The sequence below is a fragment of the Enterobacter sp. GD03975 genome (assembly GCF_029838645.1).
GTDB lineage: Bacteria > Pseudomonadota > Gammaproteobacteria > Enterobacterales > Enterobacteriaceae > Enterobacter > Enterobacter quasihormaechei.
On the sequence record NZ_JAOBZC010000012.1, the window covers coordinates 24,463 to 43,262 of the forward strand.

The 18,800-nt window shown below is 56.4% G+C and carries 18 protein-coding genes and 1 pseudogene; 5 read left to right on the forward strand and 14 right to left on the reverse strand.

All coding sequences use genetic code 11. From position 1 onward, the window contains the following. Nucleotides 1-3 precede the first annotated feature (3 nt). From N5C09_RS17160 to rppH, 8 genes are all read right to left on the reverse strand, one after another. Nucleotides 4-327, reverse strand: a complete 324-nt coding sequence (locus N5C09_RS17160; protein ID WP_279749524.1) for a prepilin-type N-terminal cleavage/methylation domain-containing protein — start codon at nucleotides 325-327, stop codon at nucleotides 4-6. Continuing rightward, a complete protein-coding gene (locus tag N5C09_RS17165) occupies nucleotides 312-710 on the reverse strand; it encodes a DUF2509 family protein (RefSeq protein ID WP_112791687.1) in 399 nt (132 codons plus the stop codon). Before N5C09_RS17165 ends, N5C09_RS17160 begins: the two co-directional genes overlap by 16 nt. Further along, a complete protein-coding gene (locus N5C09_RS17170; RefSeq protein WP_279749525.1) occupies nucleotides 707-1,267 on the reverse strand; it encodes a prepilin peptidase-dependent protein in 561 nt (186 codons plus the stop codon). The genes N5C09_RS17165 and N5C09_RS17170 overlap by 4 nt, the downstream gene beginning before the upstream one ends. Next, nucleotides 1,258-1,722, reverse strand: a complete 465-nt coding sequence (locus tag N5C09_RS17175) for a prepilin peptidase-dependent protein (protein ID WP_279749526.1) — start codon at nucleotides 1,720-1,722, stop codon at nucleotides 1,258-1,260. The genes N5C09_RS17170 and N5C09_RS17175 overlap by 10 nt, the downstream gene beginning before the upstream one ends. Before the next feature lie 184 nt (nucleotides 1,723-1,906). Then, complete coding sequence (thyA, locus tag N5C09_RS17180; protein ID WP_006811817.1) at nucleotides 1,907-2,701, reverse strand: thymidylate synthase; 795 nt, start codon at nucleotides 2,699-2,701, stop codon at nucleotides 1,907-1,909. 6 nt (nucleotides 2,702-2,707) lie between these two features. After that, the gene (gene lgt, locus N5C09_RS17185) at nucleotides 2,708-3,583 is read right to left on the reverse strand and encodes a prolipoprotein diacylglyceryl transferase (RefSeq protein WP_063869279.1); all 876 of its coding nucleotides are present in this window, start codon (nucleotides 3,581-3,583) and stop codon (nucleotides 2,708-2,710) included. 260 nt (nucleotides 3,584-3,843) lie between these two features. Beyond that, on the reverse strand, nucleotides 3,844-6,090 hold the full coding sequence (gene ptsP / locus N5C09_RS17190; RefSeq protein ID WP_112791683.1) for a phosphoenolpyruvate--protein phosphotransferase: 2,247 nt from the start codon (nucleotides 6,088-6,090) through the stop codon (nucleotides 3,844-3,846). A gap of 12 nt (nucleotides 6,091-6,102) precedes the next feature. Next, a complete protein-coding gene (gene rppH / locus N5C09_RS17195; protein ID WP_063451936.1) occupies nucleotides 6,103-6,633 on the reverse strand; it encodes an RNA pyrophosphohydrolase in 531 nt (176 codons plus the stop codon). Nucleotides 6,634-7,087: 454 nt separating this feature from the next. Between rppH and N5C09_RS17200 the strand changes: the two are divergent. From N5C09_RS17200 to N5C09_RS17215, 4 genes and pseudogenes are all read left to right on the forward strand, one after another. Next, nucleotides 7,088-7,162 (forward strand): annotated as a pseudogene (locus N5C09_RS17200) (hypothetical protein); the annotation flags it as partial. Nucleotides 7,163-7,316: 154 nt separating this feature from the next. After that, nucleotides 7,317-8,009, forward strand: coding sequence for a DNA mismatch repair endonuclease MutH (gene mutH / locus N5C09_RS17205; RefSeq protein WP_063451937.1), 693 nt, complete (start codon nucleotides 7,317-7,319; stop codon nucleotides 8,007-8,009). A gap of 128 nt (nucleotides 8,010-8,137) precedes the next feature. Beyond that, complete coding sequence (locus tag N5C09_RS17210) at nucleotides 8,138-8,356, forward strand: YgdI/YgdR family lipoprotein (RefSeq protein ID WP_003862794.1); 219 nt, start codon at nucleotides 8,138-8,140, stop codon at nucleotides 8,354-8,356. Between the two features lie 131 nt (nucleotides 8,357-8,487). Next, the gene (locus N5C09_RS17215; protein WP_063451938.1) at nucleotides 8,488-9,528 is read left to right on the forward strand and encodes an NADP(H)-dependent aldo-keto reductase; all 1,041 of its coding nucleotides are present in this window, start codon (nucleotides 8,488-8,490) and stop codon (nucleotides 9,526-9,528) included. Nucleotides 9,529-9,633: 105 nt separating this feature from the next. Here the strand turns inward: N5C09_RS17215 and lplT are convergent, their stop codons facing one another. Continuing rightward, nucleotides 9,634-10,827, reverse strand: coding sequence for a lysophospholipid transporter LplT (gene lplT / locus N5C09_RS17220; protein ID WP_112791681.1), 1,194 nt, complete (start codon nucleotides 10,825-10,827; stop codon nucleotides 9,634-9,636). After that, entirely contained in the window at nucleotides 10,820-12,979 is a 2,160-nt protein-coding gene (gene aas, locus N5C09_RS17225; RefSeq protein ID WP_107533656.1) for a bifunctional acyl-ACP--phospholipid O-acyltransferase/long-chain-fatty-acid--ACP ligase, read from the reverse strand. Before aas ends, lplT begins: the two co-directional genes overlap by 8 nt. A 616-nt stretch (nucleotides 12,980-13,595) precedes the next feature. Here aas and galR point away from each other — a divergent pair. Continuing rightward, on the forward strand, nucleotides 13,596-14,618 hold the full coding sequence (galR, locus tag N5C09_RS17230; RefSeq protein WP_063869266.1) for an HTH-type transcriptional regulator GalR: 1,023 nt from the start codon (nucleotides 13,596-13,598) through the stop codon (nucleotides 14,616-14,618). Here the strand turns inward: galR and N5C09_RS17235 are convergent. The 4 genes from N5C09_RS17235 to N5C09_RS17250 all read right to left on the reverse strand — a co-directional run bounded on the left by N5C09_RS17235 (nucleotide 14,573) and on the right by N5C09_RS17250 (nucleotide 18,658). Then, entirely contained in the window at nucleotides 14,573-15,049 is a 477-nt protein-coding gene (locus tag N5C09_RS17235) for a GNAT family N-acetyltransferase (protein ID WP_279749527.1), read from the reverse strand. The genes galR and N5C09_RS17235 overlap by 46 nt on opposite strands. After that, nucleotides 15,046-15,819, reverse strand: coding sequence for a GntR family transcriptional regulator (locus N5C09_RS17240; protein ID WP_063451943.1), 774 nt, complete (start codon nucleotides 15,817-15,819; stop codon nucleotides 15,046-15,048). The genes N5C09_RS17235 and N5C09_RS17240 overlap by 4 nt, the downstream gene beginning before the upstream one ends. A gap of 78 nt (nucleotides 15,820-15,897) precedes the next feature. Next, nucleotides 15,898-17,325, reverse strand: coding sequence for a glycoside hydrolase family 1 protein (locus N5C09_RS17245; protein WP_279749551.1), 1,428 nt, complete (start codon nucleotides 17,323-17,325; stop codon nucleotides 15,898-15,900). A gap of 7 nt (nucleotides 17,326-17,332) precedes the next feature. Further along, nucleotides 17,333-18,658, reverse strand: a complete 1,326-nt coding sequence (locus N5C09_RS17250; protein WP_203465116.1) for a PTS transporter subunit EIIC — start codon at nucleotides 18,656-18,658, stop codon at nucleotides 17,333-17,335. Between the last annotated feature and the right edge of the window lie 142 nt (nucleotides 18,659-18,800).

The window sequence follows — 18,800 nt, forward strand, 5'->3', positions numbered from 1 at the left end:
CGACTACCGGCTAACCGGGCAATGCAGACGCGTCAACGCGCCCTGCCGCCCCATAGGAGAAATAAGTGTGACCGTGATGCTGACACATCCGGTCTGTGTTGTCTGCCCCCGACTGACCTGCCAGCCCGGCGGGAGCGTCGACGTTGAGATCTGCGACTGATTCCACGCATGATGCCATAGCTGACGATACTGGCTAAGCGCCGCATACCGGGCTGCCAGCGCGCGATGATATCCGGATAACGCCGTCACAACCACAACCAGCAACATCATTGCCAGCAAAACCTCAACCATGCTAAATCCTTTTTGTCTGCTCAGGGTAACTGACATAGCGCTTTTTCCTTAAGGGGGCAGAAATCGCTCCAGCCGTGGGCAGAAAAGCGTATTTGTCCTTCCGTGATTTCTCCGCCCTGCCAAAGCAACAGATCGTCAATTCCGGCAATAAGCAAAGCCCGATCCCTGAGCAGCCTTAAACAGACCCGCCAACGCTGCGTCTGCTTGCACTGAACCTCTGGCCGTAATGCCCAGCGCTGAACGCGTCCCCACTCCAGCGCAGACTGCACGGCAGCCTGCTGGCGAACGGACAGACTCTCATTACTCACCACAGCATTAAAAGTTTTCAGCTGCTGGTTTAATCCGGTGAGGATCAGCGTGCCGAGCACCAGCAACAGCAGGACCAGCGCCAGCGATGACATGCCCCGCTGACGATTCACAGATTAAACCCCGTTACGGTGTGGTGGGCTGAAAAGGGTGTATTCAGTTCACCTTTGCGCCGGGCGCGCAGCTCGACATTGATTACCGGTGCAAAACCAGCATGGTCGGTTTTGGTGATCATGAACTGCTCGATCAGGATCCGATCGGGGTCGGTGAGTTTATCCCACCCCTTACCTTCACAGGACGTCGCGCCCCGCAGCGTTTCAAGCGCGCCGGCTTCAAGCCGAAATCCCGTGCGGTCATTTTCTGACGCGGAGGTATCCCACTGACCGTTGCTGTTTGCATCCCACTGCACAATTGCACAGCGCCCTTGCCTGCCGATGATTAACCCTTGCCCCTGACAATGCCCTGCACAGTATCCTGCTCGCTGGAGTTGTTTACCGATCGCAAGCAGGCGTTGCCACACCTCATCTTCCAGCTCCCGTTGCCCGGATTGCAGTAAAACACCCCGCTGGAGCCCCGGTAAAAAACGTGACGTACTGAGTAACAGAATGCTGCTTATCGTCATCGCAATCAGGACCTCCAGAAGGGAGAACCCTTTTTGTTTTACTGGCATAGATCTTCTCCTGCGGCATTACACAGCCTGATACGCCCACCATTTGAGACAACAACCCACCACGCACCGGCGCGGCTCTGCACGCGAATATGTCCGGCCCATGCGGTATCCCTTAAGCCGTAAAATCCCAGCGCAGGCGTGACGTCGCTCAGCGTGACCTCCGGCCATAACGGTTTCATCACGAACGGGCCGCCGCTGTCGCAGCCCGGGACCACAGCGCTGATAAGGCAGGCCTGATTCCCGTCAGCGTGAAGTGCGATCCTGTGCTCGCTGTTGTGACGATTTGCGTCGTTTCGCAAGAACGCCAGGTAATCCCGCACCTGACAGGCTGTCTGCCAGAGCCGCTGCCGCTGTTGCCAGCTGTCCCAGCCATAAAGCCCCGTCGCGCTGAGGATCACGACCAGCGAGATGGCGACAAGGGTTTCGATAAGCGTAAAGCCATGTTCGTTTTTCATGGCGGGAGTGTCGCGGAAAGGCAGAAAAGGCGCGAGCGTCAAATCAGAACATTACGAGCCGCTTTCAGGAGAATGTCGTCTGTTGCAACGCATTGCATCCTCTCTGGAAACAGGCTCGAAAAACAAAACGAGCGCGAAAAAAAACCGGCGCTCAAGAGCACCGGTTGTGTCAGGATCCGCCGTATCAGATGGCGACAGGCGCTTTAATGCCGGGATGTGGGTCGTAGCCTTCAATCTCGAAGTCATCAAAACGGTAATCGAAGATCGAATCCGGCTTACGTTTGATCACCAGTTTCGGCAGCGCGCGCGGTTCACGCGTCAGCTGGAGATGCGTCTGTTCCATATGATTGCTGTAGAGATGGGTATCACCGCCCGTCCAGACAAAATCGCCCACTTCAAGATCGCACTGCTGCGCCATCATGTGCACTAACAGCGCGTAGCTGGCGATGTTAAACGGCAGGCCGAGGAACACGTCGCAGGAGCGCTGATAGAGCTGGCAGGAGAGCTTGCCGTCCGCCACGTAGAACTGGAAGAAGGCATGGCACGGTGCCAGCGCCATTTTGTCCAGCTCCCCAACGTTCCAGGCAGAAACAATGATACGACGCGAGTCCGGGTCATTCTTCAGCTGGTTCATGACGGTCGTGATCTGGTCGATATGGCGACCGTCCGGGGTTGGCCACGCGCGCCATTGCTTGCCGTAGACCGGCCCCAGGTCGCCGTTTTCGTCTGCCCACTCGTCCCAGATGGAGACATTGTTTTCATGCAGATAAGCAACGTTGGTATCGCCTTGCAGGAACCAGAGCAGTTCATGAATGATCGAGCGCAGATGACAGCGCTTCGTCGTCACCAGAGGAAAGCCTTCTTGCAGATTGAAGCGCATCTGGTGGCCAAAAATGGAGAGCGTACCGGTGCCGGTGCGGTCGTTTTTCGGCGTGCCCTCGTCGAGCACTTTTTTCATCAATTCAAGATACTGTTTCATGGTTCCTCAGGAAAGTTGTTGCTGTGGACGACGACGATACGCCCAAATCATCATAATGGCACCCGCGACAATCATCGGGATGGAGAGGATCTGCCCCATGCTGATGTACTGTACCCATTCGCCGGTAAACTGCGCATCCGGCTGGCGGAAGAACTCGACGATGATACGGAATGCGCCATAGCCAATCAGGAACAGACCGGAGACAGCCCCCATTGGGCGCGGTTTGCGGATGTACAGATTCAGGATGATAAACAGCACCACGCCTTCCAGCGCCAGCTCGTAAAGCTGAGACATATGGCGCGGCAGAACGCCGTAGGTATCGAAAACAGACTGCCACTCAGGGTGCGAAGGCAGCAGCGCGATATCCTCTGCGCGCGAGCCCGGGAAGAGCATGGTAAACGGCACGCTCGGATCGACACGCCCCCACAGCTCACCGTTGATGAAGTTGCCCAGACGCCCTGCGCCCAGCCCAAACGGGATTAGCGGCGCAATAAAATCAGCCACCTGGAAGAAGTTACGTTTGGTGCGTTTGGCGAAGATCACCATGACCAGGATCACACCAATCAGCCCGCCGTGGAAGGACATGCCGCCGTCCCAGACGCGGAACAGATAGAGCGGATCGTTCAGGAATACCGGGAAGTTGTAGAACAGGACATAGCCGATACGACCGCCCAGGAACACGCCGAGGAAGCCAGCATAAAGCAGGTTTTCCACTTCGTTCTTCGTCCAGCCGCTGCCGGGACGACTGGCGCGACGGCCAGCAAGCCACATGGCAAATACGAAGCCCACCAGGTACATCAAACCGTACCAGTGAAGCGCTACGGGTCCTATTGAGAAAATTACCGGATCAAATTCCGGAAAATGCAGATAACCACTGTTCATCTGTCACCACAAGATGTTGTTATTCCGCTGAAAGTGGACAGCGGCTGAATTGCATTCCCGCCGTTGGCAGGTGCTCCAAAGTTGCGAATCATAGCATAAGGCAGGCGCGGAGGATGCGCCTGAGATGTAAAAGATGTGTATAGGGTTTGATGCGCGCAGGTCCCTTCACCCCGGCCCTCACCCCAAACGGGCGAGGGGATTGTTAGCTGCTCGCATTCATTTGTGGGGTTCCCTCCGCCCTGAGGAAGAGGGGAAAGGCGTTAGCGACCACCGCGGATCAGGCCACCCATACCGCGTCGTTCCATAAATGCCGCCACCTGGTGACGAACCTCAGTTGCCAGCTGCGCGTCAAGGCTGCGCTCAGCCAGCTCGCGGGCATCATTGACGTCAATATGACGCAACAAATACTTCACGCGCGCTACCGCGCGGCCGTTCATCGACAGATGGCGATACCCCAGACCAATCAGGATCGCGACGCACATAGAGTCTCCGGCCATTTCACCGCACAGGCGTAGATCAATACCGTACTGTTCAGCCTCACGGGCGATCATCGCCAGGGCACGAAGCATCGCCGGATGCAGGCTGTCGTAGATGCTGGCAACGCGGGTGTTGTTGCGATCGACCGCCAGAATGTATTGCGTTAAGTCGTTGGTGCCGACGGAGATAAAATCGACGCGGGTCGCCAACTGCGGCAGCATAAAGACCATTGAGGGCACTTCGAGCATCACGCCGATACGCGGTTTCGGGATCGCATAGCCGATCATCTCTTCCACTTCGCGCCCGGCGCGTTCTATCAACCGCCGCGCTTCGTCGATCTCGTCAATACTGGTGACCATCGGCAGCAAAATGCTGAGATTCCCCGTAGCCGCGTTGGCACGGAGCATCGCACGAACCTGAATAAGGAAGATTTCCGGCTGATCGAGGGTAATGCGGATCCCACGCCAGCCGAGGCAGGGGTTCTCCTCGCTGATGGGCATGTAGGGCAGCTGTTTATCCGCGCCGACGTCCAGGGTGCGCAACGTTACGGGTTTGTCGTTAAACATCTGCAACATGCCCTGATACTGCGCAACCTGTTCCTCTTCTGAGGGGAAGCCGCTTTGCAGCATAAACGGGATTTCGGTGCGGTAAAGGCCAATGCCGTCGATGCGGCTGCCGAGCTTTTCTTCGTGCTCGGGGCTTAAGCCAGCATTGAGCATCACCTTTACCCGCTCACCGCTTTTGAGCTGCGCGGGCAGGTTGACGTCATCCTCCGCCAGCTTGCTTAATTCATTCTCTTCGCTGATAAGGCGCTGGTACTCCTGGAGGAGAACCGGCTCAGGATCAACCAGCAGCTCACCGCGATATCCGTCCACCACCAGCGTGCGGCGATGCAGCACGGAGGGCTGAATATCCGCGCCCATAACGGTCGGGATACCGAGCGCGCGCACCATGATGGCGGCATGGGAGTTAGCTGCGCCATCGCGCACCACCACGCCCGCCAGCCTGTCCTGCGGTAATTCCGCCAGCGTCGTCGCCGAGAGTTCATCTGCCACCAGCACAAACCGGCTTGGCCAGGCATTCGCCCCCTGAATGGTATCATCAAGGTGGAAAAGCAGACGTTGCCCAAGCGCGCGTAAATCACCGGCTCGCTCTTTCAGATAACCGTCAGTCAGCACCGCAAACTGTTCGGCAAATTTTTCGATGACCTTTTTAACCGCCCACTCTGCCACCGAACCTTTATCGACCTCGGCAAACAGCTCACGGCGCAAGCGCGCATCGGAAAGCAGGTGTGAGTAAAGATCGAAGATGGCCGCCGTCTCTTTTTGCGCACCAGCGGCAAAGCGTTTGCTGTAGCGACGAAACTCATTCGCCGCCTCTTCCAGCGCGGCGGTAAGCCGCTCGCGCTCAAGCGCTTCATCCAGCGTAGAGGCTTCGTAGACCTGCTCCATCAACGGTAGCGTGGCATCCATCCAGCCTTCGGCGATAGCGACACCCGGCGAGGCCGGAAGCGCGCGGATACGCGTATGACGATACTGGCCAAAAAGGGCGGCCAGCTGGGACTGGGAGAGGATCGCCGCCATCTGCGTTGCCAGCGTGACGAGGAAGGACTCCTCGCTTTCGTCGTACTGGCGCAACTCTCGCTGCTGAACAACAAGCACGCCGAGCAGCTGACGGCGCTGAATAATCGGCACGCCAAGAAAAGCGCGGAAACGCTCCTCTTTTACGGAAGGGATATATTTAAAGCTGGGATGTTTTTGCGCATCGGCAAGGTTGATTGGCTCCGCCAGTCGCCCGACCAGGCCAACAATACCTTCATCAAACGCGAGCGTGACGGTGCGTCCCCGTGGTTTTTTTAAACCGCGGGTTGCCATCAGGTAGTAGCAACGTCGGTCATGGTCGGCCAGATAGACCGAACAGACTTCGGTTTCCATCGCAAGACAGATGTCCGTCACCAGAATATTCAGCGCCTCGTTGAGGCGAGGCGCACTGGCAACCTTTTCAACTATTTCTCGCAAGCGGGTGAGCATGATTTGCGTAGCTTAACCTCTTTTACGTCGCCAGGCAGGTGCGCTCTGTGGCTTCGGAGGCGTCTCCTGAAGCTGCATAACGGCACTTGCGAACTCTTTCATCACCCTACGGTAAACATCGCGCTTAAAAGACACGACCTGACGAACCGGATACCAGTAACTTACCCAGCGCCAGCCATCAAACTCCGGCGTGCTGCTGGTTTGCATATTGATATCTGAATCGTTGCCCACCAACTGCAAAAGAAACCACTTCTGTTTCTGGCCGATACAAACCGGCTTTGTGTCCCAACGCACCAAACGTTTCGGTAACTTGTAACGCAACCAGTTGCGGGTCGAAGCCAGGATGCGAACATCTTTGCGGCTTAAACCAACCTCTTCAAACAGCTCCCGGTACATCGCTTGTTCTGGGGACTCTCCAGGATTGATCCCGCCTTGCGGGAACTGCCAGGAGTGCTGACCATATCGCCGGGCCCACATCACCTGACCCTGACGATTACAAATTACTATTCCTACGTTTGGGCGGTAGCCATCGTCATCAATCACCGGACTACCCCAAACTAAATCTGATATATGAATGATTGTTTCACACTACAGGGAGGCGGTAAACCACTCTCTTACAGGCCTGCAACCTAATAACATTTGAATAACTCACAAATTTGTGAGGAGTTATAAACAGATGAGGGCGACTGAGACCATTTTTATTCACCTTTTCTGTGGATATAGTTGTGAAGAAGTACGGAATTACCGATGAACAACCTTGTAGACCGACGAAATGCCCGTTTACGACCTTCATGATAAAGAATTTAAATTCATATGGTTATAGTTAAATACAGGGCGTTAAAGGCGATTAACGTGACGATCGTCACATCAAAGATCCTCCTGCTGATGAAAGATCGAACAGCGTCGGTTTTATCCACAGATTGTGCCAATAAGTTAGGCACAATTTGTGTGAAAATTCGATTTTCATCGCACGTCAAGGCTGTAAATTGAAACAGTAGTGGCGGTTATACCCAGTTATCCCATTTTTCTGTGGATAACATGGTGTAAGATCCTGTTTATTGTCAGTGACCAGAATTGCACAACCTGTTTTTTAGCCATGCCACGCTGCTTTTTATTCTAAAAAACCTGATAAAAACCAACCACATGGAATATGTACTCAGAAAAAGGTAAACTCTATCCACAAGGGATAAAATATCAGCTCATTTTTTAATCAAAAGGTTGTTAGCATGCATTCTCTCGCCCCACTGCTCTCCCCTCCCGTCAGTGAAGCTCAGCTGCTCCAGCAGGCACAGCGTCTGGCAGGCTATTCGCTGGGTGAGCTGGCCGTGATGGCGGGGCTGACGATACCTAACGATTTGAAGCGCGATAAAGGCTGGATCGGCGTGTTGCTTGAACGCTGGCTGGGCGCAAGCGCGGGCAGTAAACCCGAGCAAGATTTTGCGGCGCTGGGCGTTGAGCTAAAAACGATCCCTGTTGATAGCCAGGGGCGGCCGCTGGAAACGACCTTTGTCTGCGTGGCGCCGCTGACGGGGAACAGCGGAGTGACCTGGGAAACCAGCCACGTCAGGCATAAGCTGAAGCGGGTGTTGTGGGTACCCGTTGAGGGCGACAGGCAGATCCCGCTGGCAGAACGTCGCGTTGGCGCCCCGCTGCTCTGGAGTCCGGATGAAGAAGAGGAGAGGCAGCTTTCCGAGGACTGGGAAGAACTGATGGATATGATTGTGCTGGGACAGGTTGAGCGGATCACTGCCCGGCATGGCGAAGTGCTGCAACTCCGTCCAAAAGCCGCCAACAGCAAAGCGCTTACTGAAGCGGTAGGTGCACGGGGCGAACCGATCCTGACGCTGCCGCGCGGTTTCTATCTTAAAAAGAATTTCACCGGGGCGTTGCTGGCACGCCACTTCCTGTTGAAAACATAGTTTTTTACCAATTTTGCGCTCCGGCTAACATAATCTCCTCCTTTTTAAGATTTCCCCCCTTTCACCTGTCGTAATATCAGGTTATTACTACACTATGATTTGATACGAGCCAGGTGAGGATGAGAACGATGAAAAAATGGGCAGTAATTATCTCAGCAGTCGGTTTAGCGTTTGCGGTATCGGGTTGTAGCAGCGACTATGTCATGTCAACGAAAGATGGCCGCATGATCCTGACCGATGGCAAACCCGAAGTCGACGACGATACCGGTCTGGTGAGTTACCGCGATCGCGAAGGCAACCAAATGCAAATTAATCGCGACGAAGTATCCCAGATCATCGAGCGATAAACAGATAAAGGTCAGTAGCTTGCTGGCCTTTTTGATTTTTTCCTTCCCCTTTTGCCTTCCCTCTGCCATGTTTATATTCCTTTGTCGGGAGGTTCCTGACGCAGTCTGTATGTCTAAAAAGGAAACCGGCTATGCATTATCACCGTATCCCCCACAGCGCTCTGGAGATCAGCCAACTGGGGTTGGGCACCATGACATTTGGTGAACAAAACAGCGAAGCCGATGCCCATGCACAACTCGATTACGCCGTCAGCCAGGGCATTAACCTGATTGACGTGGCGGAGATGTACCCTGTTCCTCCACGCCCGGAAACACAAGGCCTTACCGAAACGTACGTCGGCAACTGGCTGGCGAAACGTGGCAATCGCGAAAAGCTGGTTCTCGCCTCTAAGGTTAGCGGCCCCTCCCGTAATAACGATGCCGGGATCCGCCCTAACCAGATCCTCGATCGCAAGAATATCCGTGCCGCGCTGGATGCCAGCCTCAAGCGCCTGCAAACCGACTATCTCGATCTTTATCAGGTGCACTGGCCGCAGCGTCCGACAAACTGCTTTGGCAAGCTCGGCTACACCTGGAACGAGAGTGCTCCGGCCGTTACCCTGCTGGAAACGCTGGAAGCACTTACGGAATGCCAACGCGCGGGCAAGATCCGCTACATCGGCGTTTCCAACGAGACGGCTTTTGGCGTGATGCGCTATCTGCATCTGGCCGATAAACACGACCTGCCGCGCATCGTGACCATTCAGAACCCGTACAGCCTGCTGAACCGCAGTTATGAAGTGGGTCTGGCGGAAGTGACGCAGTACGAAGAGGTGGAGCTGCTCGCCTACTCTTGCCTGGGCTTCGGTACCCTGACGGGCAAATACCTGAACGGCGCGAAACCGGCTGGCGCGCGTAACACGCTTTTCAGCCGCTTCACCCGCTATAGCGGTGAGCAGACGCAAAAAGCCGTTGCGGCGTATGTGGATATCGCGAAGCGTCACGGGCTCGATCCGGCGCAGATGGCGCTGGCCTTCGTGCGTCGTCAGCCGTTCGTCGCCAGTACCCTACTGGGCGCGACGACAATGGCGCAGCTGAAAACCAATATTGAGAGTTTCCACCTGACCCTCAGCGAAGAGGTGTTAGCGGAGATTGAAGCGGTGCATCAGGTTTATACTTACCCGGCACCTTAAGTTGACGTTTTGCCCGGTGGCGGCGTTGCCTTACCGGGCCTACAAAATCTGCCAACATCACGAAACGTAGGCCGGGTCAGGCGGAGCCGCCACCCGGCAAAGATATCACCGCCGACGCTGCCAGACCCACAGCCCGGTAATCGCCAGCGCAAACAGTGCGCCAAACCCCACTCCGATTGCCACGACCGGCGCGCCCGCTTTTACCGCCAGCGAGTAGATCCCAAGCATCAGCAACATCGCCATGTTTTCGCCAAGGTTTTGCACCGCAATGGCGTTGCCAGCCCCGACGGTCTGCTTGCCGCGCTCCTGCAAAAGCGCGTTGAGCGGCACCACAAAGAAACCGCCTAACACGCCAATCAGTAACAACAGGGCATAGGCAGGCAATATGGCATGTTGCAGGGAGAAGAACAGAACGCCGACGCCGATCAGGATCCCCGCAGGCATGCAGCGCGCAACGGTTTCAAGCGTTACCAGTTTGGCCGCCGCCCCGGCCCCGACAACAATCCCGACGGCAACCATGGCATTCAGGTAGGTCGGCGTGGCGTTATCTGTTATCCCCAGCGCCACCGGTACCCACAGCACCAGCAGGAAACGCAGCGTGACGCCAGCCCCCCAGAACAGGCTGGTCCCCATCAGCGAGAAGCGCGTTTCACCGTTGCGCCACAGCACGCGGCAGGCATTAAAGAAGCTGCCGGTCATTGGCCCAAAGCGCCAGGATTGTCCCGGACGCGCCACTGCCAGTTTAGGGATAAACAGGTTGGCGATCACCGCGCCGCCGTACATCAGGGCACAGATGCCAAGCGCGGCGAGCACGTGCCAGTCTGCCAGCACGCCGCCCGCCACCGAACCCAGCAGAATCGCCGCAATGGTGGAGGACTCCATCAGGCCGTTGGCCTTTACCAGCTTATCACCGGTGGTAAGCTCCCCCAGAATGCCGTATTTCGCCGGAGAGTAAGCGGCCGCGCCAATGCCCACCAGCGTGTAGCCGACAAACGGGTTGATACCAAAGCAGATGCTTGCCGCGCCCAGAAGCTTAAGGCTGTTGGCAAACATCATGACCCGACCTTTCGGGAAGCTGTCTGCCACCTGGCCGACAAACGGCGCAAATACAATGTAAGCACCCACAAACACCATCTGTAGGATCGGCTGGCTCCAGTCGGGATAAAACTCAGCTTTCAGCAATGCCAGCGTGGCAAACAGCAACGCGTTATCGCCGAACGCGGAAAGAAACTGAGCGGCGATAACCGCCATCATGCCTTTCGACCAGATTGAAGTGTTAGTGTGTACTGACTCACGCATTTTGCTGTTCCGCCTCTTCAACCATGCCCTTCAGGGTCACGAAATCGGGTTTACCGCTGCCCAGCACCGGTAACTGTTTGAGATAACGAATATCGCGGGGCACCGCCAGCTCGGGAATACCGTGTTCGCGCGCATACCTGAGCAGCGCGTCACGCTTCAGTTCAGCGTCGGTGGTAAAGAGCACCAGCGCCTCGCCTTTACTGGCATCACTTTTCACCACGGTCGCATGCATTTTCTCCGCAGAGACCGCGGTCGCCAGCGTCTCCACCATTTCAAGAGAAACCATTTCACCGGCGATTTTGGCGAAGCGTTTTGCCCGTCCCTGGATCTGCACGAAGCCCTGATCGTCGAAGCGCACGATATCGCCCGTGTCGTACCAGCCCGTTTCAACCTCGCCATTGACGTTCTCAGCCGTCGGCGCTTCGAGCACGCCCGGATTTTCCACGCGCAGATAGCCGTTCATGACGTTCGGCCCTTTAAGCTGAAGGCGTCCGCCGTCTTCAATGCCCGGCACCGCCAGCAGCCGCGCATCCAGCCCCGGCAGAATGCGGCCAACCGTTCCCGGTTTTGCCGCCATCGGTACGTTGATGGATACCACCGGCGCGCACTCCGTCACGCCATAGCCTTCCAGAATGCGCAGGCCAAATTTGTCCTGCCAAATCTGGCGCGTGCTGTCCTGGAGTTTTTCCGCCCCCGCCACCACGTAGCGCACGCGGAAGAAATCATACGGGTTAGCGAAACGCGCGTAGTTACCGAGGAAAGTGGACGTGCCGAACAGCACGGTGCAGTTACGGTCATAAACCAGTTCCGGCACAATGCGGTAGTGCAGCGGGCTTGGGTAGAGGAACACTTCGGCCCCGGTCAGCAGGGGCGTGAAGAGCCCAACGGTCAGGCCAAAGGAGTGGAACAGCGGCAGCGCCGACATAAAGCGATCGTTGGCGGTAAAGTCGGCGATAGTTTTAATCTGTTCGACGTTCGCCAGGATGCTTTTATGGCTGTGAACCACGCCTTTCGGGTTGCCTTCAGAGCCGGAGGTAAAGAGGATGATGGCATCGTCTTCCGGCTGCTGCCTGACCTGCGCAAGGTGCGGCATCAGCAGGTGGGCAAAAATCCACAGCTTATCGGCCGTCGTGACGTCTGCTTTCAAATCTTCCAGGAACACCCAGCGCACCTGGGTCAGCTGTTCCGGCAGGTGCCACAGCTTGCCTTTATCCAGGAACTGGCGGGAGGTAAAGACGGTGTTGATTTGTGCCGCGGTAATCGCGCTGGAGAGCCCCTTCACGCCCGCCGTGTAGTTCATCATTGCCGGAATGCGGCCCCGGGAGACGGCACCAAAGATCACCGCCGCGCTGATACCCGCGTTCGGCAGCATCAGGCCGATCTTTTCGCCCCGTTTACTGTACTTCTCGAGGATGCGCCCGACAAACAGCGTTTTGGTCAACAGCTTACGGTAGGTATCCGGCGTAAAGTTGATGTCTTCAATGCAGTTTTTCTTCGCGCCGTAACGATACTGCGCCGACAGCAACGATTCATACAGCGTTTCGCGCGGGCGAACGGCCATGCGCGCTTCCATCATAATCTGGTGCAGCATCTCCCCGGCGATTTTACGGCGGTCACGCGCCCGCGGCGCCTCGGGCATCGGCAGAGACGTTGGCGGTAAAATGTGCAGCGTGATTTTCGGGAACAAGCGCTGCTTCACCAGCCCTTTCAGGCGGCTGAAAAAGGTCAGTTCAGCCCCCTCAATGCGCAACGGCACGACGGTGGCGCGTGACTTCGCCGCGACAAAACCGGCCCCGTCATAAATTTTCATCAGGGAGCCCGTCACGGAAATACGCCCCTCCGGGAAGATGACGACCGGGCGTCCCTGCTCAACCAGACGCACCAGATGTTTAATCATCATCGGTTTGGTTGGGTCGAGCGGCACAAAATCAATCAGCGGCCTGAGCCAGCGCATGTACCATTTTTCACTGATGGAGCTGTACACCGCGAAGACGGGACGGACGGGCAAAAACAGCGCCAGCAATACGCCATCAAGAAAGGAGACGTGATTCGGAGTGATGAGAACACGCTCGCCATAGAGCGCCTGCGTATCGCCCGTTACGCGGATGCGAAACAGGACACGGAACAGTGTGCGGAAGAACCCAAAAAGCATTTCAACTCCCTTTGCCAGCCAGTGTTAAAGGTATAAATGGTGGCAGATTACACGAGAAGTAGTGAGGGAGCGATAGCAAATACAGAGGCGAAAAAAACCTGCGCATCCGCGCAGGTTGGTGCAAGAGAAGAGTACGAAAACGTACTAAGAATTCTCACCAATCAATACCTCTGGGATCTTGATTGTGGTCTCTGGCGGTACGCTTCGCCAGCGGGAAAACGCAAGGGAATGAGCCGAAGTGCAACCAGGTGTGAATATTCTCTGTTGCTGTTACAGGTTGAACTTACAGGCAAAAAAAAACCTGCGTAAAACGCAGGTTGGTGTAAATCGTGTTAATCAACCGAAGCTGATTCCACCTATCAATACCTCTGGGATCTCGACTCTAGCAATTCACGGCGCATCGTTGCTAACGGACAATCGCAACAGCCTGAGGCAAAGTGTAACTAAAGGTTCAGATTGACATTATTCAGACATGACTGGCCGTGTAACGATTACACCGCGAGGGATGTTCTGCATCACGTTTGCAGAGGACGCCCACCCGGTCCCCTTGAATGCGCGCCGCTTTTCCGCAACACTAGTTAGTGTGTAAACGCTTACCCCTATAAGAAGGTATTGAATGGCGACAATTAAGGATGTGGCTCGTCTGGCGGGTGTTTCCGTCGCGACCGTCTCCCGCGTGATCAACAACTCCCCTAAAGCCAGTGATGCATCGCGCCAGGCCGTGCAGGACGCCATGGAAAACCTGAATTATCACCCTAACGCCAACGCGCGTGCCCTTGCCCAGCAGTCAACAGAAACCATTGGGCTGGTGGTCGGGGATGTGTCCGATCCGTTTTTCGGCGCGATGGTCAAAGCCGTAGAACAGGTCTCTTATCACACCGGTAATTTTCTGCTGATTGGTAATGGCTACCACAATGAACAAAAAGAGCGCCAGGCCATTGAGCAACTGATTCGTCATCGCTGTGCGGCGCTGGTGGTACACGCCAAAATGATCCCCGATGCCGAGCTGATTCACCTGATGAAACAAATGCCGGGGATGGTGATGATCAACCGTATTATTCCCGGTTTTGAAACCCGCTGCGTGGCGCTTGACGACCGTTACGGCGCATGGCTGGCAACCCGTCATCTGATCCAGCAGGGCCATACCCGTATCGGTTATCTGTGCTCCAACCATCCGATTTCCGATGCGGAAGATCGCCTTCAGGGCTATTACGACGCGCTGCGCGAAGCCGGTCTGCCCTGCAACGATCGCCTTGTGGCGTACGGTGAACCCGATGAGAGCGGCGGCGAGCAGGCGATGACCGAGCTGCTGGGACGCGGGCGGAATTTCACCGCCGTGGCCAGCTATAACGATTCCATGGCCGCAGGCGCAATGGGCGTGTTAAACGATAATGGGATTGACGTGCCGGCAGAAATTTCGCTGATTGGCTTTGATGATGTGCTGGTGTCGCGCTACGTGCGCCCTCGCCTGACCACCGTACGTTACCCGATTGTAACCATGGCCACGCAGGCGGCAGAACTGGCGTTAGCGCTGGCCGAGCATCGCCCGCCGCCGGAAATTACTCACCTGTTCAGCCCAACCTTAGTGCGCCGTCACTCGGTGGTATCGCCCGCTGAAGCCGCGAGCGAACAGCGATAGAGATGGACGGTTTTATCCGGGTATTCCAGCGCATCGCCGATGTAGTGCCAGCCGTAACGTTCGTAGAAGTCGCGGCAGGCAGACCAGAGATGCAGCTCGTGATACCCGGCGCGTCGCGCATAGCCCTTCACATGCTCCTGAAGTTTTCCCGCCAGCCCTTTTCCCCGGGCGGCTTCATCGACATACAGCGCAGCCAGCCATGGATGAAGATCCTGCCGGGAAATCAAATCGCAGCGCCACAGCCCAACGGTGCCCAGCAGCCGATCGTTCTCAACGGCAATAAAGGTGAGCGGTAACGCGCCCGGCGTCAGGCTGTGCTCGACGATGCTCTGGAAAAAGGCGCGCGGTACTCCTTCACCAAACGCTTCCCAGATCCAGTCGATTACCTGCTCTGTAAACTGCGGCGTAGCGTAAAGCGGCAGGATCTTCACACCAGCTTCCCCTGGAAAAGCGGAACCGATTCGAAGAGATAGCCGTCAAAATCTGGCGCGTCTTCGTCTGACAGCTCAAGCAGACTCTTTTTAACGTTCTCAAGATGCTGGAACATGGCCTGCCAGGCCCCCATCACGTCGCGGCGGCGGAGCGCAGCGAGAATGGTTTGCCTGTCGCCGAGCCACTTCAGGCGCCAGGCGCGGCTGGCGATATGACCGTTAAACTGCTGCCACAGCGGGCTGCTGTCCATGTGATGCCAGACGCTCTCAACTGTCGCCAGCAGCATCTGGTTTTGGGTGGCCCCCGCCAGCACCAGGTGGAACATTTTATTGTTGTCCTGGCTGCGATCGTCGATGGCAATCGCCCGCTGCTCCTGCTCGATGATGCGGCGCAGGTTGTCGATGTCCGCGCGGGTTGCCATTTTTGCGGCAAAGGCAGCAATGTTGCTTTCAAGCAGCTGACGCGCCTGGAGTATTTCAAACGGGCCAACGTCACTGTTCAGAAAGCGCTCTTCCTCGTTTTCATGCTCCTCCGGAATGCGCATCACGTAAACGCCAGACCCCTGGCGAATATCCACCGTTCCCTGAAGCTCAAGCATCAGCAGCGCCTCGCGCACGATAGTGCGGCTCACGCCATATGTCTCGGCGATGTTGCGCTCCGGCGGCAGGCGCGATCCCACGGGATAATGCCCCTGGATAATTTGCGCGCGTAAATCCTCGCCAATTTCCTGGTACTGTTTTTTTTCCGGCAGGATGACAGCCTTATCCACGTTTTCACCTGTGTTTTTCAGTTAATGCGCGGGCCGGACGTCCTTCCGGCCAGTTTGTGCACTATTTTACCAGAAGGCTTACTTCCATTCATCGTCAACGCTTAGCGTGAGCACGCGCGTATCGCGCAGCTGGCGGAACCAGGAGGCCGATGCCTTTGCCCGCCGGGCGCGATGGTTCTCAAGGTCGATTTCAATTAGCCCGTAGCGGTTTTTAAACGCGTTCATCGGCGAGACGTTGTCGGTGAAGGCCCACAGCATATAGCCGTGGCAGTTCGCGCCTTCCTCGCGCGCCAGCAGCGTGTAGTAGAGATGTTCGCTGATAAACGCGATGCGGTAGCCGTCATCAATAATGCCGTCGCGGTTGCGGAACTGCGCTTCGTTCTCCACGCCCATCCCGCTCTCCGCCACGAACCAGTCGATATTGCGGTAATCCTGTTTGATCCGCATCGCCATGTCGTAGATGATGCGCGGATAAATTTCCCAGCCGCGGGAGGGGTTCATTCTGCGCCCGGGCAGTTCGAACGGCTCGTAGTAGTACGCCGGATGGAACGGCGTCTCCGGGTGCCAGGCGCGGGACGGGGCTTTTACGCGGTGCGGGTAATAGAGGTTGATCCCCAGCTCGTCAACGGTGTTGTCGGCAATCAGCGCCAGCTCGTCAGCCGTGTAATCCCACTGCACCTGGTGCTGCGCCAGCAGGGTAAAGAGCGCCTGGGGATAGCGCCCGTGCACCAGCGGATCGAGAAAAACGCGGTTATAGAACAGATCGTACATCTCCGCCGCCCGCAGGTCATGCGGCGCGCGCGAGCGCGGGTAGGTCACCTCCGGGTTGAGAATACAGCCCACCGTGCCGTCATAGCCCTTCTCACGGAACAGTTTGACCACTTTTGCCGTCGCCAGAATCTTATGGTGGTTCCACTGCATCCAGGTACTGGTGTTCTGCTCATAGGGCCAGCGCAGCGCGTCGAGGTAGACGCGCGTCTGGACCACAATCGGCTCGTTGAAGGTAAACCAGCGGGTAACGTTGCCGTGAAAGCGCTCAAACACCTTTTCCGCGTAGCGCACAAACAGTTCGACGACGTGCTTCGACGCCCAGCCGCCGTAGGTCTCCAGCAGCACGCCCGGCAGCTCGTAGTGTTCCAGGCAAATCATTGGCTCAATGCCCTGACGGTGCATTTCATCGAACAGCGCGTCGTAGTACGCGGCGTACTCCTCGTCTACCGTCGCATTTTCATAGTCGGTTAAAAAGCGCGACCAGTTGATGGAGGTGCGATAGTGCGTCAGGCCCGCCTGCTTCATCAGCGCCACGTCTTCGCGGAAGCGATTGATAAAATCGGTGGCCACCGCCGGGCCATAGCCGTTGTGCCAGACGTGACGATCGTTCTTGTACCAGAGATCGATCCACGAATCCTGCCCCGGCTTTTTGCCGCTCCAGCCCTCGGTCTGCCAGGCCGATGCCGCCGCGCCCAGAATAAAGTCCTGCGGTATGGCTATCTGTTTTGTGCTCATCATATCCTCATGCGTTATCGGTGGCTTGTTGCAGCGCGGCCTGCTCCGCGCGGCGCGAGGCAATTTTCACAAACGGCAGGTAGATAATCACCGCGGTCACGATGCAGATAAACTGGGTGATCACCGCCCCCATGGAGCCAGCGGTGGACAGCCAGGCGTTGATCAGCGGCGGCGTGGTCCAGGGCACCATCACCACGGCTTTACCGGCAAACCCGGTCACGGTGGCAAAGTAGCCAATGGAGCCCGTCACCAGCGGCGTGATGATGAACGGGATGGCAAGGATCGGGTTGAGCATGATTGGCATACCGAAGATCACCGGCTCGTTGATGTTAAAAATGCCAGGCCCGATGGACAGCTTGGCGATCTCCTTCATCTCTTTACGTTTGGTGGCAATCATCACCGCGATCAGCAGGCCGATGGTCAGGCCGGAACCGCCGATGCTCATATAAACATCCCAGAACGGCATGGTGATGATGTTTGGTACCTCTTTGCCCTGCTCGAACGCGCTCATGTTGACGGTGATCGCCCCCAGCAGCAGCGGCTCGCGGATCGGCTTGATCATCTGGTTGCCGTGAATACCAATCACCCAGAACAGCTGGGCGACAAACATCAGCAGCAGGATCCCCGGCAGGCTTTGCACCACCCGCTCCAGCGGCTGTTGCACCACCTGGTAAACCGCGTCGTAGAGATACATACCGGTAATCTGATGGAACACGAAGCCAAAGGTCGCAATGGCGGTGGTGGTGATAATGGCCGGGATCAGCGCGGAGAACGACGCGGCGACGTTTGGCGGCACCGTGTCCGGCATCCTGATTTTCAGCCCCTTACGGTTTTCCAGCCAGCAGTAGATCTCCACCGACAGGATGGCGATAAACATGCCGAGGAACAGGCTGCGGGTATCGGAGAACTGGCGCAGCAGCACGTCTTTCACCACGTGCATCTCGCCGTCCACCAGCATTTCCACCGTCGTCGGCGTCACGCAGATAAAGCAGATCACCGCCAGCAGGCCGGGGAACAGGGATTTAATGCCGTTAATACGCCCCAGCTCAATGCCGATTAAAAACACCGCGCCGATGTTAAGGAAGTTCAGCGTGGCATAGTTAAGCGCGCTGGTGATCGGCTTTAACGCCGCGAGAAACGCCAGCGACTGAAAGCTCGCCAGGCCGTTTTTCGGATCCAGCACCATATTGGAGATCAGTACCGAGAACGCCCCCACAATGATGACCGGCATTAAGGTAATAAACGCAGACTTGATCGCCTGGATATAGCGATAGCTGTTGAAGGTGGTGGCAAAACTGCCCAGAGCGTCGATCAGTTTTTCCTGAAATGCCATAGGGTAATACCTCAGTAAAAGGGCTTTTATTGAATAAGGTGTACAGCCGGATACTATTGGTATGCCAAAAATAGCGTCAGCAGCCGCTTTGTTCTGTGATTAAGCTCTCAACGACGCCAGAGGTATTCCAGATAGCGATTTA

Coding starts and splice junctions, on each gene's coding strand:
- N5C09_RS17170 (WP_279749525.1), bottom strand. CDS start 1,267: ATGCCAGTAAAACAAAAAGGGTTCTCCCTTCTGGAGGTCCTGATTGCG.
- lgt (WP_063869279.1), bottom strand. CDS start 3,583: ATGAACAGTGGTTATCTGCATTTTCCGGAATTTGATCCGGTAATTTTC.
- ptsP (WP_112791683.1), bottom strand. CDS start 6,090: ATGCTCACCCGCTTGCGAGAAATAGTTGAAAAGGTTGCCAGTGCGCCT.
- N5C09_RS17215 (WP_063451938.1), top strand. CDS start 8,488: ATGCATTATCACCGTATCCCCCACAGCGCTCTGGAGATCAGCCAACTG.
- aas (WP_107533656.1), bottom strand. CDS start 12,979: ATGCTTTTTGGGTTCTTCCGCACACTGTTCCGTGTCCTGTTTCGCATC.
- galR (WP_063869266.1), top strand. CDS start 13,596: ATGGCGACAATTAAGGATGTGGCTCGTCTGGCGGGTGTTTCCGTCGCG.
- mutH (WP_063451937.1), top strand. CDS start 7,317: ATGCATTCTCTCGCCCCACTGCTCTCCCCTCCCGTCAGTGAAGCTCAG.
- N5C09_RS17250 (WP_203465116.1), bottom strand. CDS start 18,658: ATGGCATTTCAGGAAAAACTGATCGACGCTCTGGGCAGTTTTGCCACC.
- N5C09_RS17245 (WP_279749551.1), bottom strand. CDS start 17,325: ATGAGCACAAAACAGATAGCCATACCGCAGGACTTTATTCTGGGCGCG.
- N5C09_RS17210 (WP_003862794.1), top strand. CDS start 8,138: ATGAAAAAATGGGCAGTAATTATCTCAGCAGTCGGTTTAGCGTTTGCG.
- N5C09_RS17175 (WP_279749526.1), bottom strand. CDS start 1,722: ATGAAAAACGAACATGGCTTTACGCTTATCGAAACCCTTGTCGCCATC.
- N5C09_RS17160 (WP_279749524.1), bottom strand. CDS start 327: ATGTCAGTTACCCTGAGCAGACAAAAAGGATTTAGCATGGTTGAGGTT.
- thyA (WP_006811817.1), bottom strand. CDS start 2,701: ATGAAACAGTATCTTGAATTGATGAAAAAAGTGCTCGACGAGGGCACG.
- lplT (WP_112791681.1), bottom strand. CDS start 10,827: ATGCGTGAGTCAGTACACACTAACACTTCAATCTGGTCGAAAGGCATG.